10 protein-coding genes are annotated in these 17,206 nt (G+C 67.4%); 6 read left to right on the forward strand and 4 right to left on the reverse strand.

The window, feature by feature from the left end; translation table 11 throughout:
- The first annotated feature begins 309 nt into the window (after window positions 1-309).
- The gene (locus QA609_RS01570) at window positions 310-936 is read left to right on the forward strand and encodes a TlpA family protein disulfide reductase (RefSeq protein WP_278300820.1); all 627 of its coding nucleotides are present in this window, start codon (window positions 310-312) and stop codon (window positions 934-936) included.
- A gap of 117 nt (window positions 937-1,053) precedes the next feature.
- Window positions 1,054-1,755, forward strand: coding sequence for an alkyl hydroperoxide reductase (locus QA609_RS01575; RefSeq protein WP_278300821.1), 702 nt, complete (start codon window positions 1,054-1,056; stop codon window positions 1,753-1,755).
- Window positions 1,756-1,762: 7 nt separating this feature from the next.
- Here the strand turns inward: QA609_RS01575 and QA609_RS01580 are convergent, their stop codons facing one another.
- Complete coding sequence (locus QA609_RS01580; protein ID WP_278300822.1) at window positions 1,763-4,246, reverse strand: DNA topoisomerase I; 2,484 nt, start codon at window positions 4,244-4,246, stop codon at window positions 1,763-1,765.
- Window positions 4,247-4,481: 235 nt separating this feature from the next.
- Entirely contained in the window at window positions 4,482-8,300 is a 3,819-nt protein-coding gene (locus QA609_RS01585) for a glycoside hydrolase family 97 catalytic domain-containing protein (protein WP_278300823.1), read from the reverse strand.
- Between the two features lie 161 nt (window positions 8,301-8,461).
- Between QA609_RS01585 and QA609_RS01590 the strand changes: the two genes are divergently transcribed.
- Window positions 8,462-9,913, forward strand: a complete 1,452-nt coding sequence (locus tag QA609_RS01590; protein ID WP_278300890.1) for an MATE family efflux transporter — start codon at window positions 8,462-8,464, stop codon at window positions 9,911-9,913.
- On the opposite strand, the gene QA609_RS01595 is transcribed toward QA609_RS01590, so the two are convergent.
- Together QA609_RS01595 and QA609_RS01600 are read right to left on the reverse strand one after the other, a co-directional pair.
- Window positions 9,910-11,427 carry an oligosaccharide flippase family protein gene (locus tag QA609_RS01595; protein WP_278300824.1) on the reverse strand — a complete coding sequence of 506 codons (1,518 nt, stop codon included), beginning with the start codon at window positions 11,425-11,427 and terminating at the stop codon, window positions 9,910-9,912. The two genes, QA609_RS01590 and QA609_RS01595, sit on opposite strands and share 4 nt — an antisense overlap.
- 84 nt (window positions 11,428-11,511) lie before the next feature.
- Window positions 11,512-11,901 (reverse strand): FxLYD domain-containing protein, encoded by a 390-nt coding sequence (locus QA609_RS01600; protein WP_278300825.1) that lies wholly within the window; start codon window positions 11,899-11,901, stop codon window positions 11,512-11,514.
- Between the two features lie 104 nt (window positions 11,902-12,005).
- Between QA609_RS01600 and QA609_RS01605 the strand changes: the two genes are divergently transcribed.
- The 3 genes from QA609_RS01605 (at window position 12,006) to QA609_RS01615 (ending at window position 17,197) form a co-directional block, all read left to right on the forward strand.
- On the forward strand, window positions 12,006-12,935 hold the full coding sequence (locus tag QA609_RS01605; RefSeq protein ID WP_278300826.1) for a sulfide-dependent adenosine diphosphate thiazole synthase: 930 nt from the start codon (window positions 12,006-12,008) through the stop codon (window positions 12,933-12,935).
- A 125-nt stretch (window positions 12,936-13,060) separates the two neighbouring features.
- Entirely contained in the window at window positions 13,061-15,769 is a 2,709-nt protein-coding gene (locus QA609_RS01610) for a PAS domain S-box protein (protein WP_278300827.1), read from the forward strand.
- A gap of 525 nt (window positions 15,770-16,294) precedes the next feature.
- Window positions 16,295-17,197, forward strand: coding sequence for an NAD(P)-dependent oxidoreductase (locus QA609_RS01615; protein ID WP_278300828.1), 903 nt, complete (start codon window positions 16,295-16,297; stop codon window positions 17,195-17,197).
- Window positions 17,198-17,206: the final 9 nt, after the last annotated feature.

Consider the following 17,206-nt stretch of genomic DNA (forward strand, 5'->3'; position numbering starts at 1 on the left):
ACCCCGGTTCGGCGTTTGCGGTCGTCTCGAGCGAGGCGTTGAACGTGTTGCGCGGTCGTGGATCATGGATACAGCTCGGTTCCCACTCGAGACGGTGGCTCCCGAGTCGGCGTTCGACTGAACGTTCACCCGAGCGAATTTATTTCTATTGGCGATTGTCGTTAGCTGTGTCGTGACCGCCTCGCGGCTGTGTCGGACGGCGGTTAGTTCTTTGGCGCCAACGCTCGATACTGCGTGTATGAATCGACTCCGTGACGGTCCGTCGGCGGGCACGCCCCGGAACCGACGTCCGGAGACGACGAGGGAGCGATGGGACTGAACCGCCGAACGCTGCTCGCGGTCGCCGGCGCGAGTGCGGTCGCGGGCTGTCTCGAGGACGACACGGCGGATGAGTCCGACTCCGACGACAGCGGTGACGACGTCGACGACGAGCCCGAATCGCCGCCGTTCGAACTTCGAACGGTCGACGCACCCGAAAGCGAGGCCGGAACGACGACCGTCCCGGGCGAGGGGCAGGTCACGTTTCTCAACCCGACGCGGACGCTGTGTCCGACGAGCGAGGGGCTGATCGAGACGATCGGCGACGCCAGAGCCGACCTCGAGTCCCGGTACGACGTCGGTCCCGAAGGCGACGTTCGGTTCGTCTCGATGGTCGACCCCCGATCCGGTCCGGACCCCACCGAGGAGGAACTGGCCGACTGGTGGGAGGAACACGGCGGCGAGTGGACGGTCGGGATCGACGAGAACGGGACGATCAACGACTACTACGAGGTTCGCGGGTTCCCGACGGTGCTGGCCCTCGACGCCGACGGCGAGGTCCACTGGCGGGATACGGGCGGCACCGGCGCCAGCAACATGGTGAGGGGAGTCGAGCGCGCCCTCGAGGCCGAGTCTGAAGCTCCGGATCCGGAGGACGCGAACGAGTCGGAAGGGTAACTGAACCGGAGGATCCTTTTCCGTTCGTCCCCTACGTGAGGCCATGAACTGCCCTCCCGTCCGTCGGCCCACTGACGGCGTCGCCCCGTTCGGTCGCACTCGAGGGGTGAGTGACCGATGAGACGGCGCGACCTCGTCGCCGGGATCGGCAGCCTCGGCGTGCTCGCGGGCGCAGGGTCGATCGTGCGCTACGGCCCGCCGTCGGTCGGCGGCGACGGCGAGGCCGACGGAGAGACCGAGGACGACGGGGAGGAGGACGAGGAGTGGCCGATCGAGGTCGAGACGATCGAGGCCCGGGGGAGCGAGGCCGGGACGCTGACCGTTCCCTCCGAGGACGTCATGGTCCTCATGTTCTTCGTCAACGGCTGTGGCAACTGCCAGGTTCAAGCCGGACGCCTCGCCGACGCCAGGGGGGAACTCGAGGCCGATCACGGCGACGACGTCCGGTTCCTGTCGCTGACCTACGACTCCGAGGAGCAGATTCCGCCCGACGAACTCCGGGAGTGGTGGGAGACCCACGGCGGGAACGGCTTCCTGAGCTACGAGGCCTCGAGACCGATGCAGGAGTACGCGGCCGTCGGCTACCCCGTGACGATCGTCATCGATCCCGACGGGGAGGAACACTGGCGCGAAACGGGGACGACCAGCGGCCGCGAGGTCGCCGCGGAGGTCGAAAGCGTCCTCGAGGCGACGGCCGACGAGAACGGCGAAGCCGAGACCGAGGACCTGTCGGACGACGAGACTGAGAACGGTGCCGACGACGGAGCGGAGGGCGATACGGACGCCTCCGAAAACGAGAGCGACTCGGAAACGGACTGAAACGGCGCTACGCCTTCGCCTGCCAGCTTCGGACCCGATCCGCGCTAACGCCGTCGACGTCGTCGGCGACCGCGTCGGGGTCGGCGTCGCTCAGATCATCGAGGCTCTCGATACCCGCGTCGACGAGCTTCTCGACGGTCTTGGCGCCGACGCCGTCGAGGCTCTCGAGGTCCGACCCGCTGTCGGCCTCGCGGGCCTGGAACTCCTGGTAGTTACAGATCGGACAGCCCAGCTCCCAGGGTTCGTCGCCGCTGTGGACGACGAGTTCGGGGAGGTCGTGCTCCTCGCAGCGGTCGTCGGTGACCTCGATCTCGCCCCGGCGAGGCAGCGGTAGCGAGTACTCGCAGTCGGGGTAGCGCGTACAGCCGACCAGGCGCGAGCCGCTCTGGAGGGTCTTGACGACGAGCTCGCCGTCGTGCTCGTCACCGCAGTCGGGACAGCTACCCAGAATCTCGCCCTCGCCCGCCTCGTCGGCCTTACAGAGCGGGCAGCCGTGGACGAACGTCTGCCGTCCCGCGAGCATCTTCACCTCGTTGAGCCCGTGGTCCTCGCACTCGCCGTCCATGATCAGCGGCTTGCCCGTCGAAGGCAGCGGCAGCGTGTTCTCGCAGTCGGGGTAGCCGTCACAACCGATGAAGTAGGAACCGTGACGGCTCTGGCGGACGAGCAGGTCCTCGCCACACTCCGGACAGGGTCCCAGCCGCTTGTCGTCTTTGAGCGACTTGCGGAGGTGGTCGCCGATCTCCTCGCGGGAGTCGGCCAGGTTCGCGAAGATCTCCTCGAGCATCTCCCGGGACTCGTCGGTCACGTCCTCGAGGTCGGCCTCGCCGGAGGCGATCGCGTCCATGTCGGCCTCGAGCTGGGCGGTCATCCCCTCGCTGACGACCCGATCGGCGTAGTTCTCGGCCGCGTCGACGACGGCCATCGCCAGCTTGGTCGGACGGGGCGGGTCGCTCTCGATGTAGCCCCGGTCGTACAGTTTCTCGAGCGTGTTGTGGCGGGTCGACTTCGTTCCCAGCCCGAGATCCTCCATGGTCTCGATGAGCCGCGACTGCCCGTACCGACGGGGCGGCTGGGTCTCTTTCTCCTCGCATTCGACGTCTTCGATCGAAAGCTCCTCGCCCGTCTCGACGTCGGGGACGTAGTTCTCCGTGGTGTTGAAGTAGGGGTAGACGTCGTGGTAGCCCGGTTCGACGAGGCGCTTGCCGTTTGCCTTCAGGCGGGCGTCGTCGACCTCGGCGACGACCTTGAGGTGCTCCCATTCGGCGGGGTCGGCGACGGTCGCGTAGAACCGGCGGACGACCAGCTCGTAGATCTCCCACTCGTCGTCGCTGACGTCCCCGCCGCGGCTCGGAATCTCGCCCGTCGGGTGGATCGGCGGGTGGTCGGTCGTCTCCTCGTCGCCCTCCGTGGGCCGGATCTCGTCGGCCTCGAGCAGCGAGTCGGCCGAGTCGCCAAGCGTCGAGTGGCCGACGAACTCCTCGAGCAGTTCCTCGGGGTCTAAGTCGTCGGGGTAGACGGTGTTGTCGGTGCGGGGGTAGGTGATGTAGCCGGCGGTGTACAGATCCTCGGCGATCGACATCGCGCGCTTGGCCGAATAGCCGATGGCGCTGGCCGCGCGGATGAACTGGGTCGTGTTGAACGGCGCGGGCGGGGCGTCGGTTCGCGTGCGACGGTTGACGTCGACGACCGTCGCAGCGTCGCGACTCGAGAGGGTCTCGTAGACCTCGTCGGCGCGGGCCTCCGCCCAGACGCGCTCGGCCTCGTTGTCGTCCTCGTCGCGGTAGAAGTACTGGGCCTCGAACGTCGTCTCCGCCTGTCGGAGGTCGGCGAACAGCTCCCAGTACGTCTCGGGATCGAACGCCTGGATCTCCCGTTCGCGGTCGACGATCAGCTTGAGGGTGGGTGACTGGACTCGGCCCACGGAGATGAAGTCGTTGCCGAGCTGGCCCGCCGACAGGGAGAGGAATCGGGTGAGCGCGGCGCCCCAGATCAGGTCGATGATCTGGCGGGCCTCGCCCGCCGCGGCGAGGTCGAAGTCCAGCTCGTCGGGCTCGTCGAAGGCGTTTTGGACCTCGTTCTCGGTGATCGAGGAGAACCGCACTCGCCGGATCGGGACGTCCTCGTCGACCTCGCGGACGATGTCGTACGCTTCCTTCCCGATGAGTTCGCCCTCGCGGTCGTAGTCGGTCGCGATCGCGACGCGCTCGGCCCGCCGGGCGAGGATCCGCAGCGTCGCGACGATGTTCTCCTTCGTGGCGGTCTTCTCGATGTTCGCGTCGATGAGCTCGACGGGTTCGACGTCGCGCCAGTCCGAGTACTCCGAGGGGAAGTCGACGCCGACGACGTGGCCCGACAGCCCCACGCAGCGCTTGCCGCCCCACTCGTAGACGTTGACGCCGTTCTCGCGGCTCGAGTCGTACGTCCCGCCGCTCAGGATGTCGGCGATCCGGCGTGCGGCGTTGTCCTTCTCCGTAATGATCAGTTCCACCGCCGATCACCCCGCGGCTCGAGCGGGAGGTCCGGGAAACGAGTCGTCGTCATGGTCGCTCGGTACGATTGAGTCTCTGATAACGCTTTCGGCAAAACCGGCAGACAGCGCGGGTGTGCGTGCGTTACGCGGGCGTTGCGCTCGCGCGTGCACGAGGTGTCAGCAGAGAACAAAGAGAGAGAGAGGGTCCGACGAGACAACAGCGGAGGAGCGACCGTCCTACGCCGGCACCGCGCTACAGCGGCGTGAACGGAAGCGTCGCGAGCGACTCCGCGTCGTAGTCGAGGGCCGCGGACTGGTCGACGTCCGGCGGCGTCAGCATATCGATGATCCGTGGAGCGTTCTCGACCGCCCCCTCGCGTGCGCCGCCGAAGACGAACCCGCCGGCCTCGACCTCGACCGGTCGGAACGCGCCGAAGTCCTCGGAGCCGACGATCGGGAGGATCTCGGCGTCTTCGATATCGAAGTCGGCCCCGAAGGCGTCCTTGCCGACCGAGACGATGACGGTGTCCGTCTCGAAGTCGACGAACGTCTCCGCCGAACCCAGGTCGTTCTCGTCGGCGTCGACGACGGCGGACTCGAACCCGCTCGCGCCGATCCGGTAGTGCCACTCGGATTCGAACTCGGCGGTGATCGCGAGGTCGCCCAGTTCCGTCGTGCGGCCGTCCGCCCGCGACGGGTCCCGGAGGTACGTGACGAAGTAGTGGGGCGAGAACTCGCCGCCGAAGACGTCGTAGAGCTCCTCGATCTCGAGGGCGAACAGGTAGTCGGTCTCGGACTCGTAGACGGCGACCGACCGCAGATCGAACGCCCCGTCCCGGAAGTCATCATCGGTCGGATACACGTACTCGCCGGGCCCGTGGTCGTCGCCCTGCGGATCGTCGAACTGCGCGACGAGCTCGCCGGGCGAAACGGTGACCGTCGCCGACGCGAGGACGTCCCCGCCGTCGGGATCGCGCAACGCCACGTCGTAGTCGCCGGGCGCGGCGATCGTGTAGCCGAACTCGAAGGTCTCGTCGGACGCTCCCGGCGAGAGCCGGACGTTGTCGAGCGCGACGCGGTCGCCGTCGACCTCGACCGCGACCGTCGTCCCGCCGACGAACGCGCTGTCGTTGTCGCCCGTCGCCGTGATGAACGGCTCGCCGAGCCCCGCGTCCTCGTCGATGGCGTACGCGAGGTCCTGGGTCGGGCGCTCGTAGGTCGGGAGCTCGCTGCGTTCCCGCCCTCGGGCCCGCCGAAGACGGATCGCCGTCCCGCCGCTGCGGGCCATCGACGCCAGCAGCGTCGTGCTCGGGTCGACGATCGCCTCGTCGATCCTGACGGCTTCCGGATCGGACTCGTAGCCGCCGCCGATCCCGTCCGAGTAGATCTCGGCGACGTAGTTCGGCCCGCGAGGACCTGCCCCCTGGCCGGCGTCGCCGGAGCTCCCCGGCGCGAGGAACTCGAGGGGGACGTCGACCGCGCGGCCGCTCTCGTCGGTCATCGCGCCGACGTACCACTCCTCGCCGTCGCGGCGGGCGGTGACGACGTAGTCGCCGATCGCCGAGTCGACGACGGCCGTCTCGTCCCAGTCGGCCGCCGGGACGTTCTCGATGAACTCGAACTCGGGTTCGGCCGCGAAGTTCTCGCGCTCGGGCGTGTACCCCTCGTAGTCGGCTGGCACCGGGGAGGCGTCGCCGGGTTCGGTGACGGCGATCGTGTTGAGGTTGAAGCCGCCGACGTCGCCCTCGAACGTCTCGCCGTCCTCGTAGTCGAGTTCGACCGCGATCTCGTTGTCTCCCTCGGCGAGTTCGATCTCGGTCGTGAGCACCTCCCACCGGTCCCAGTAGTCGGTAAAGTCGGGTTCGATCGTCCGCGTCTCGTCGTTGACCCGCAGGGTCGCCTGCGGTCCGCCGGCCTCGATCACGCGCTCGGCGTTGTCCTCGGGGGCGCTCGCGTACCGCAAGTGCAGGTCGTACGTGCCCGCCGCGGCGTCGCGAACCGTCACCGAGACCGATGAGCCCGACGGGACGCGGTTTGGATCGACCGCAACGGCGTTCGTCCCGAACGCGTTGCGCCACTCGTCGAGCGTAATGAAGCCCTCGATCTCGCCGGCCGCGGCCTGGACGAGTTCGCCGACCTCGAGCTCCGGGCTGATGTAGGCCTCGAGGCGGTCGGCGGCCATCTGGAGCCCGCTCAGGTAGTTGGGGTACATCGCGAGCTGTTTCGCCCGCGTGGTCTGGACCTGATCGCCCCGGTCGTCGGTGAACGTGATGTCGAAGATCCCGGGCTGGTAGCTGACCGGACCGGCCAGGTTCCGCGTGAACGGGATCGTGACGTGGTGTTCCTCGCCGACGTTCGAGCTCAGCTGGTCGAAGCCGTCGAACTCCTGGGCCGTGACGACCTCGCGGTTGGCCACGTTCGGGTAGGTGCGGATCTCGCCGGTCGGTTTGATCCCCTCGTGGATCTCGAGCAGCTGGCGGTTCGCGGCGGCCTCCTCGATGACCAGCCGGTGGTGGTTGACCGCGAGCTGGTTGTGCTGGTTGTGGGTCGCCTCGGTCCCGTCGCCGTCGATGCCCAGCCCCGGATCCGAGACGTAGCCGTTCTTGATCGAGTGGATCCCGACGTCCTCGTACTGGGCGAAGATGTCGTCCTCGAGGATCTGTTCCTCGTAGTTCGGAAGCGCCCCGGCGGTCTCGTTGTGCATCGTCATCTCGACTGCGGGCTCTAACTCCCCGCCGAAGTCGGTCACCTCCCGAACGTCGAAGTCGGGATAGGACTCGTCGACGCCGAACTCGAGGCCGGTGCCGTCGCCGGGGTAGGTGTCCCAGCCCTGATTCCAGCCCTCGACGAGGACGCTGTCGATCCCGTTCTCGGCGGCGAAGGTCATGTACCGCTTCATCCGCTCGGTTCGGGCGCCGTGGATGTAGCTGGCCGGATCCTCGCCGTCAGCTGCGATCTCTTCGTCGGTCCTGTACTCCCAGTTGGCCGAGCCGGCGATCATCGTCCACCAGATACCGATGTACTTCCGGGGCTCGATCCAGTCGGTATCGGGCTCCCCGTCGACGGTCGGCAGGACCGACTCCTTCAGCGCCGAACTCAACAGCGGGATCAGCTGCGATTCGATCAGGTCGCCGTCCCGGCGACCGATCTGGATCGTCCGCCAGGGCGTCGCCGTCGGCAGCTCCAGGGAGGCCTTCGTCCCGTCGGGCAGCGGCGTCAGTTCCGTATCGAACGTCGTTCCACCGTCTTCGGACCGCGGTGCGAGCGTCGCGGACGCGTAGTCCTCGAGGTCCGCCTCGTGGACGCTCAGGTAGGCGTCGTCGTCCGCCCGCACCGTCAGCGGCGTGTGCGCGCCGTTTCGCATCGGCGTCCCGGTCGGCTCCGTCTCCCGGCTCCCGCCCGAAATCTCGCTGAGCGGGGTCTCGGTGTACTCCTGTTCGAACCGGGGGTTGACCACCTCGTTCGGGATCCACCAGGACGTGTAGTCGCCGGCAAAGGCGAACTCGGTGTTCTCGGCGGTGACGACGGCCCGGTCGCTGTTGCTCGCGAAGCTCTCGTCGAGGACCACCCGCATCCCTACGCCGTCGTCGAACACCCGAACCTCGAGGTTCGCGGACCGAGCCGGGTCCTCGGTCTCGGTCAGACCGACGACGAGCGACTCGTAGGGCTCGCTGACGCGCTCGAACTCGCCCCAGACCGGCTCCCACTCCTCGGTTGCGGACTCGCGGTCGGTTCCGGTCACCTCGAGGTCGACGCCGTCGTCCTCGCCCGCGCCGAACGTCGGCTGGTTTCGGAACTCGAAGCCGACCGTCGAGGGGTCGACGTAGGTCGTCCCGTCGACGGCAACCTCGTAAGTAGGGAGGCCGTCGGACGCGTCGACGGTAACCGAGATCGACCCGTCGGGCGAGTCGATCCGCTGGACGGGATCGTCCTCACCGTTCGTCACTCGAGCGGCGGCCTCGGTCGGTACCGATCGCGTGTACGCCGCAGCGGCCAGCGCACCTGCCACCCCGGACAGGAACGTCCGCCTGTTGGAGTCGAGTAATGATTGCTGTGATTGTTTTTCACGCATTATGGTCACAGTTCACATCCCATATTATAAACCATTGTGGTTCCGGAAACGGATACGGGAGTGGCGGGTACCACGGCCGGAAAGCCTGCGCTTTTCAGCCGCCCGGACGAGGTACGGACGAGGACCTACGCGTGACGGACTCGGAGCGCAAAGGCGTCGATATGACCACGGGGGCGATCCCGCCCAAGCTAGTCCACCTGGCCTGGCCGCTTGTCCTGGGGAACCTCCTGCAGACGTTCTACAACCTGGCGGATATGTTCTGGGTGGGTCGCGTGAGCAGCGAGGCCGTCGCCGCCGTCTCGCTGATGTTTCCGCTGTCGTGGATGTTCGTCTCGACGGCGATGGGACTGACGGCGGCGACGATCGCGCTGGTCTCCCAGTACGTCGGTGCCGACGAGGACCGAATGGCCGACCGAGTCGTCGCCCAGACGATCCTGCTCGCGCTGGCCGTCTCGAGCGTCCTCGCTGCCATCGGGCTCTACTTCCGGCGACCGCTGCTCGTCCTGATCGGCGCCCGCGACCAGGTGTTCGTCGAGGCGCTCGCCTACATCGAGGTTATCTTCCTCGCGCTGCCGCTGACCTTCCTCTTTTTCGCGTTCCGCTCGTCGCTACAGGGCGCCGGCGATACGAAGACGGCGATGTGGCTCGTGCTGATCTCGGCCGGACTCAACGTCGTCCTTGATCCCTTCCTCATCCTCGGCTGGGGGCCGTTTCCCGAGCTGGGAACCCAGGGCGCGGCCGTGGCGACGTTTATCGCCCGTGCGTTCGCCACCGTCGTCGGAATCGGGATCCTGCTCGACGGGCGGTTCGGCGTTCGGCTCCGGCTCGGCGACCTGACACCCGACCTCTCGATCCAGAAGCAACTGATCGACATCGGCTACCCGGCGACGATCGACGGCTGGGCGCGCAGCTTCGCCTCGGTGGCGATGGCCGGCTTCGTCGCCCGTTTCGGGGCCGCACCGACCGCAGCCTACGGGATCGGCGTCCGGTTCATGTCGGTGACGTGGGCCGTCGCGGGCGCGGTCGGCAACGCGACCGCAACCGGGGTCGGACAGAACCTCGGGGCGGGTACCCCCGACCGAGCCGCGGCCGTCGCCCGGGTCGCGACTGCGGGGACCATGCTGTTGATCTTCGCGGTTGCGGCGGTTCTCGTGGCCTTCCCCGCCCAGGCGATGCGGATCTTCGTCGCCGACCCAGACGTGATCGCAGAGGGCGTTCTCTTCCTCCGGATCATGGCGCCGTTCTGGGCGCTGTTCGCCGGCGTGATGGTCCTTCAGGGGGCGTTCCGGGGCGCCGGCAACACCCGTGAGGCGATGGTGCTTTCGTTCCTCTCGCGGTGGATCTTCCGGGTCCCGGTCGCGCTGGTGCTCGCCTTCACGGCCGTGACGGTGCCGTTCGTCGGCGTGACGATTCCGACGGTCGCCGCGATCGACCTCGGCGTTGCGGGCATCTGGTGGGCGTTCTCGTTCGGGATGGTGGCCTCGTTCGTCGTCGCCGTGTTCTGGTTCCGGCTCGGGACCTGGACCGAGGGCGTCATCGACGAGGCGGACGAGCCTCGAGACGCTCGGGCCAACTCGAGCGCGGGCGACGAGCGCGAGGCCGTCGATCCCTAACCGGAGCCGCCGACGGGGAGCCACTTGCGTAGCGTCGGACTGAACTCCGCGGCCATGCGCGCGTCGTCGTCGGTGAAGGCGTCCGTGAGGACGAGCGTGCCCGCGTAGGTGGCGACCACGACGATCGGCAGGACCGTGACGATCAGGAGATCGGACTCGAGGACGTAGACGACGGGCGCGCCCGCGACGATCGCCGGGATGCCGGCACCGACGATCTTCGCGAAGTCCCGGGTGAACGGGTGGATTCCGTCGAGGTAGTAGATCTCCGCGAGGGTCAGCCCGCCGACGAGAAACAGGGCGGTCGCCGAGCCGATCGCGGCGCCCTCCATCCCGATGAACGGAACGAGCGTAAACGAGACGAGGAGGTTGACCCCGAAGAGCACGAGAGTGTTGGCGAAGACGAACCGGGAGTAGCCAAGGCCCTGCAGCAGCGAGCCGTCGGGACCGCCAAAGGTGACGTTGAAGAGGAAGGCGGCGGCCAGCAGGGCGACGACGGCGGTCGCCTCGGCGTACTGGGGCGTGTACAGCACCGCGAGGAAGGAGCTCGCGCCCAGCGAGAGGAAGATGGCGACGGGCAGCGTGATGCCGGCGATCCAGCGGGCCATGATCCGGAACCGCTGTTCGACGAGATCGATATCGTCCCGGCTCTCGGCGATCAGGGGTTTGAACACGGGCGACAGCGAGTTGAAGATGATCATCAGTCCCGAGCCGAGCATGTAGCCGACGCGGTAGATCCCGACGTCGTCGGAGTCGAGGAAGAAGCCGAGCACGAAGTAGTCGACGTGGCCCATCAGCACGAAGACGACGCTGGTCATCGCCAGCGGGACCGAGTACTTCACCAGCGGGCCTGGTGCGACCAGCTCGAGCTCCCTCGAGAGCAGGTCCCAGGCCTTGTAGGTGAAGACGGCGGCGCCGACCGTGATCGCGACGAACAGGCCGACGATGTAGCCGGCGACGAGCCCGAGCAGTCCGAACCCCGCGAGCAACAGCCCTGCGGTGGCGGTAAACCGGACGATCGGCCGCACGAGGTCCCGCATGATGACCCGGTACTGAAGCTTCTTGATGCTGTAGTAGGAGGTCAGCAGGACGTTGTAGATCGCCAGCATCGGGATCGTCACCGAGAGGAGCAGGAGTCCGACCCGCAGCGCCGGCTCCTCGAAGAACTCCGCGAACGTGGCGGCGCTGAGCGCGAGCGCGAGCGCGACCAGCGACGACGTCACGAGCACCGTCGCGGTCACCTGGACGATCACGCCCTTTGCCTTCCCGTACTCGTCGTTGTCGAGGTACTGCGGGACGAAGTAGTCGATGGCGAGGGGAAGTCCGAGGTTGGCAAAGACCTGCATGAAGAGGATGACCGACGTCGCCAGCACGAACAGCCCGTAGACCGAGGGGCTGACGAACCGCGTCATCAGCATGACGATCGCAAACCCCAGCGCGCCGTTGATCACGTTCCCGGCGAACGTGATGCTCCCCTGTCTGGCGAGCGTGGTAACGCCTTCGTCCTGGTCGGTCATGGCAACGTGGGTTGTCGATGGTCGCGACGTTCCGTCGGCGTCGCGTGCGGTCGTCGGTTCGCTTCCGCGGTCGGCTCGGACACGTCAGACACCCGTCGCCGGCTCGAGCTCGTAGCTGTCGACCGCAGCGGCCTCCTCGCCGAAGTGAGGAAACTCCGCGTCGAACGGCCACTCCTCGCCCTCGGCGACGTCCTCCTCGACGTTCTCGATGACGCTCTCGAGCTCCTCCCCTTCGTCGTCGAAAAACGTCACTCGGATCTCGACGTACGACAGCGTTCGCTCGCCCGCGTTCCTGACGACGCCCCAGACGTAGACGCGTTCGTCCTCGGTACCGGGGTCGTCGCGCACGAGGTCGTCCCAGACGATCTCCACGTCGGCGGGTTCGGTGATCTCCTCTGCGTCCTCGGTGAAGTACTCGAGACAGCCCGACACCGACAGCGACGTGGCGACGGCCAGGAACGCACGGCGATACATCGAGTCGGTCGTTTGCAGCCGCGGGTCTTGAGGGTACGGATTCGGGTTAGCAACCCGACGTATCGCGACACACTTTTCACTACCGACTGTTACCACCTAGTTGTATGAGCGAGTTCGACAAGTTCAGCGACGTCGGCGAAGCGGACGTAACCCGTGCGATCGGACAGGAGTGGACCGAGGAGTTCATGGACTTCTCGGACTCCGACGTCATCATCGTCGGGGGCGGCCCCTCGGGGCTGACCGCGGCCAAGGAGCTCTCCGAGCGGGGCGTGAAGACGATGGTCGTCGAGAAGAACAACTACCTCGGCGGCGGGTTCTGGCTCGGCGGGTTCCTGATGAACAAGGTCACCGTCCGCGATCCCGCACAGAACATCCTCGAGGAGCTCGAGGTCTCCTACAAGGAGTCCCAGGACAGCGAGGACCTCTACGTCGCGAACGGTCCCGAGGCCTGTTCGGGGCTGATCAAGGCCGCCTGCGACGCGGGCGCGAAGATGCAGAACATGACCGAGTTCACGGATATCGTCATCCGCGAGGACCACAAGGTCTCGGGGATCGTGATGAACTGGACCCCGGTCCACGCACTGCCCCGCGAGATCACCTGCGTCGACCCGATCGCGGTCGAGGCCGACCTCGTCATCGACGCGACGGGCCACGACGCGATGGCCGTCAAGAAACTCGACGAGCGCGGGGTCCTCGACGCGCCCGGCATCGGCGACGCCGAGGCCAGTGCCACGGGAATGGACCAGACCGACGACGACAGCTACGGCGCCCCCGGCCACGACTCGCCCGGCCACGACTCGATGTGGGTCGGCAAGAGCGAGGACGCCGTCGTCGAACACACCGGTCTCGTCCACGACGGCCTGATCGCGACCGGGATGGCCACCGCGACGACCTACGGCCTCCCGCGGATGGGGCCGACGTTCGGCGCCATGCTCGTCTCGGGCAAGCGCGCGGCCCAGGAAGCCATCGACGAACTCGGCGTCGACGCCGACCCCGTCGACGTTACCTCGCGGGCGACGCCGGCCGACGACTGAGACGGACCGCCGTACGCTACCGTTTTTCGGCCGTCGTCCCACGGGGATCGTCCGGTATCGGTCGGAATCGTGACGAGCCGAACGGCACAGATTTTATACTCACAGTTCGGTTACCGTAGACGAGAATGGAGTCGCCCTCGCCGAACGGTCCCGACGTCCGTACGCAGACGCGGCGACAGAAGGTCGTCGCCGATCTCGGTCGACGAGCGCTCGAGACGGACGATCTCGAGGTGCTGCTCGACGTAGCGGCAGACGCCCTCATCGAGGGGCTCGCGATCGAACACGCGGCCGTCCTCGAGTGCCGTCCCGCCGACGAGGCGCTGCTCCGGGCGGGCGCCGGCTGGCGTGCGGGACTGGTCGGCTCGGCGACGGTCTCGGCGAGTGCCGAGACGCTCGTCGGCGAGGTGCTTCGGCGAGAGGAGCCGTTCCTCGTCGAGGACGTCCGTGACGAGGAGCGCGTCGACAGCCCCGAGCTGTTCGCCGATCACGGCGTCGTCGGCGGGATCGGCATCCGGATCGGTCCCGTCGAGGAGCCCTGGGGGGCGCTGGGGGCGTACGCGACCGACGACCGATCGTTCACCCGGCACGACGCCAGCTTCGTCGAAAGCGTCGCAGCCGTTCTCGAGACGGCACTCGAGAACCGCCAGACCCGACGGGAATTCGAGGACAGCTACGGTCGGATCTCTGACGGGTTCTTCGCAGTCGACGCGAACTGGAATTTCACGTACCTCAACGACCGGGCCCACGAACTGATCAATCCCGATGACCGGGAGCTCGTCGGCAGGAACGTCTGGGAATCGTTCTCGGCTGCCCTCGAGCGACAGTTCAAGCCGAAGTACGAGCGCGCGATGTACGACCAGGAGACGGTCTCGTTCGAGGAGTACTATCCGGAGCCGCTGGACAGCTGGTTCGAGGTGCGGGCCTACCCCTCCGAGACGGGACTGTCGGTGTACTTCCGGGACGTCACCGAGCGCAAGGAACGCGAGCGGGAACTCGAGCTGTTTCGGACGCTGCTGGATCACTCGAACGACGTCGTTCTGGTGATCGAGCCCGAGTCGGGGCGGATCCTCGACGCAAACGAGACGGCGTGTCGTCGGCTCGGCTACGACCGGAACGAGCTGCTCGAGCTGTCGGTCCCCGACATCGAGCGACGGTTCGCCGACATCGACGACTGGCGTGCCCACGTCGAAGACGTCGCGCTCGAGGACGCCGTGACGATCGAAGGGGTCCACGAACGGAAGGACGGAACGACCTACCCGGCGGAGGTCAACGTGAGCTACGTCGGGATCGACGAGGGGTACATGCTCGCGGTCGCCCGCGACGTGACCGATCGCCGACGACGCGAGCGCCGGCTCAGAAAGTCCGAACAGCAGTACCGAACGCTCGCCGAGAACGTCCCTAACGGGATCGTGACGCTGTTCGACGACGACCTGCGGTACACGCTCGCCGCCGGACGAACGTTCGATACGCTTCCGGTTTCGGCGGCCGAGATCGAGGGACAGCCGGTTCGGGAAACCTGGCCCGAGGACGTCGCCGGGACGCTCGAGAACGTCTTCCAGGCCGCCCTCGAGGGCGAGTCGGGGGAAGTCGAACTCGAGTACGCCGATCGCGAGTGGGTCGTCCACGTCGTTCCGATCACCGACGGCGACGGCGACGTGTTCGGCGGAATGACCATCGCGCAGGATATCACCGAGCGCAACGAGCGCGAGCGCGAACTCGAGATGCGCGAGCGCCGGCTCTCGACGCTGATCGAAAACGTCCCCGGGATGGTCTACCGCTGTAAGACCGAGCGCGGCTGGCCCATGACCTTCGTCAGCGACGCCTGCGAGGACCTGACCGGGTACGAGCCGGACGCCCTCGAACGCGGCGAACTCAGCTGGGGCGAGGACGTGATGGTCCAGGAGGACCGCGACAAGCTGTGGGAAACGGTCCACGAGCAGGCGTCGAAGGCCGAGCCGTTCTCCGAGACCTACCGCATCGAGACCGCCGACGGCGACCTGCGGTGGGTCAGGGACTACGGCCGCGCGCTCTTCGACGAGGAGGGGGCCGTCATCGACGTTGAAGGGATCATCGCCGACGTCACTGACCGAAAACGCCTGGAAGACGAGCTCAAAGAGCGAAAGCGCCAGCTCGAGGAGTCGAACGAGCGCCTGGAGCAGTTCGCCTACGCGGCGAGCCACGACCTCCAGGAGCCCCTGCGAATGGTCACGAGCTACCTCGGACTGATCGAGAACCGGTACGGCGACGAGTTCGACGCCGACGGCGAGGAGTTCCTCGCATACGCCGTCGACGGCGCCGAGCGGATGCGCGAGATGATCGACGCCCTCCTCGAGTACTCCCGCGTCGAAACCCAGGGTGACCCCTTCGAGCCGATCGAACTCGAGGGGGTCGTCGACGACGTCCTCGCCGATCTTCGACTCCGGATCGAGGAGACCGACGCCGAGATCGAGAGGGGAACGCTCCCCCGGGTCAGCGGCGACGGCAGCCAGGTGCGACAGGTGGTTCAGAACCTGCTCGAGAACGCGATCACCTACAGCGGGGACGAGCCCCCGCGAGTCCGGATCGACGCCGACCGACGCGGCTCCAGGTGGGCGATCTCGGTTCGGGACGAGGGAATCGGGATCGACCCCGACGAGCAGGGGCGCGTGTTCACCGTGTTCAACCGACTCCACTCCGCCGAGGAGTACGACGGAACCGGCATCGGGCTCGCGCTGTGCGAGCGCATCGTCGAGCGCCACGACGGCGAGATCCGGGTCGACTCCGAGCCCGGCGAGGGCTCGACGTTTACGTTCACGCTGCCGGCGGCGAGTGAGCGCCCCGAGCCGGGTCCCTGATCGATCACCGCGCATCCGACCTACCGAACGCGAACAGACAGGTCGGCGTTCGGTTCGATTTCGGGGCGCAGTGGTCCGCGACGAGACCGTCGTAGAACGTGAGCAATCGGCAGCGTGTACGTCTCGTCGATATCGTCGGTCAGGAACCCTACTCGAGGACCGGCACGGCAGTCGATCGTCGAACGGTCCGGAGCCAGTGCGAGGACGATCAGCAGCCGGATCGTCCCGTCGACTGGAAAACACCCACCCAGTGTGATACGTAGACCGGTCGGATCTTCGATACACGGGAACGCCCGTGGATCTCGATACCAGCGAACCCCGCGGGCCGAATCTATCCGCACTGTCTCCGGGCCGCCGCGCGTCCGAACTGCGTTGCACCGGTGCGGCTACGACCACTCACGGGATGGAACGATCCGGTGACCGCCTGGAAGGACGGCCCTCTGGACCGTGGTACACTCCCGTTCCCACACCCGTCCGTTCCGCGAGACCCGCACCGTTTTCGCCCCGCGACCGAAAGGGGCGAGTATGCACGTCGTCGTCACCGGCGCGACCGGTGGGATCGGAAGCTGGATCGTCGAGGGACTCGCGAGCGCGGGCCACGAGGTCCTCGGCGTCGACCTCGAGCGCCCGCCCGGCGAGCGCGAGAACGCCACCTTCCTCGCGGGGGATCTGACCGACCAGGGGGTCGCCTGGGAGACGATCGACGGGGCCGATCCCGACGCCGTCGTCCACTGCGCCGGGATCCCCGCGATGGGGATCCGTGCGGGCGGCGAGACCTTCGAAACGAACGTTTCGAGCACCTACCACGTCCTCGAGGCCGCCGGACGGGCGGGCGCGGACGTGGTCTGGACCTCGAGCGAGAGCACTTACGGGATGCCCTTTGCAGCGACTCCCTCCCTGCCGGAGTATCTGCCCATCGACGAGGCCCACCCGCAGCGCCCGGAGGACCCCTACGGGACCTCGAAGCTCGTCGGCGAGGTGATCGCCGAACGCACGGTCCGGGCGTTCGACGTTCCGGTGACCTCGCTGCGCCCCGCGTGGGTGAGCTATCCCGGCAGCCAGCAACTGGCCCGCGTTCGAGAGGCGCTCGACCCGGAAACGGCCGAGCCCGGGGACGAGGGGAGCGGCAACTTCTGGTCGTACGTCGACGTCCGGGATCTGGTCTCGCTGGTCGGAGCCGCCCTCGAGGCCGACGTCGAGGGCCACGAGGCCTACCTCGCGGTCGCGGCGGAGAACTACCTCGGTCGACCGACCGCGGAGACGATCGAGGCCGTCTACGGCGACCTGCCCGAGGACTGTACGCTCGAGGGCGAAGAATCGGCGTTCTCGACGGCGAAGGCTCGGGAGGTACTGGGCTGGGAACCCAAGCACACCTGGCGGGAAGCGGAGCAGGAGGAGCCGGTGGAGCCGTCGTTTCTGGACGGCTAAAACGGCTCG

It is taken from the genome of Natronococcus sp. A-GB7 (assembly GCF_029688865.1).
GTDB lineage: Archaea > Halobacteriota > Halobacteria > Halobacteriales > Natrialbaceae > Natronococcus.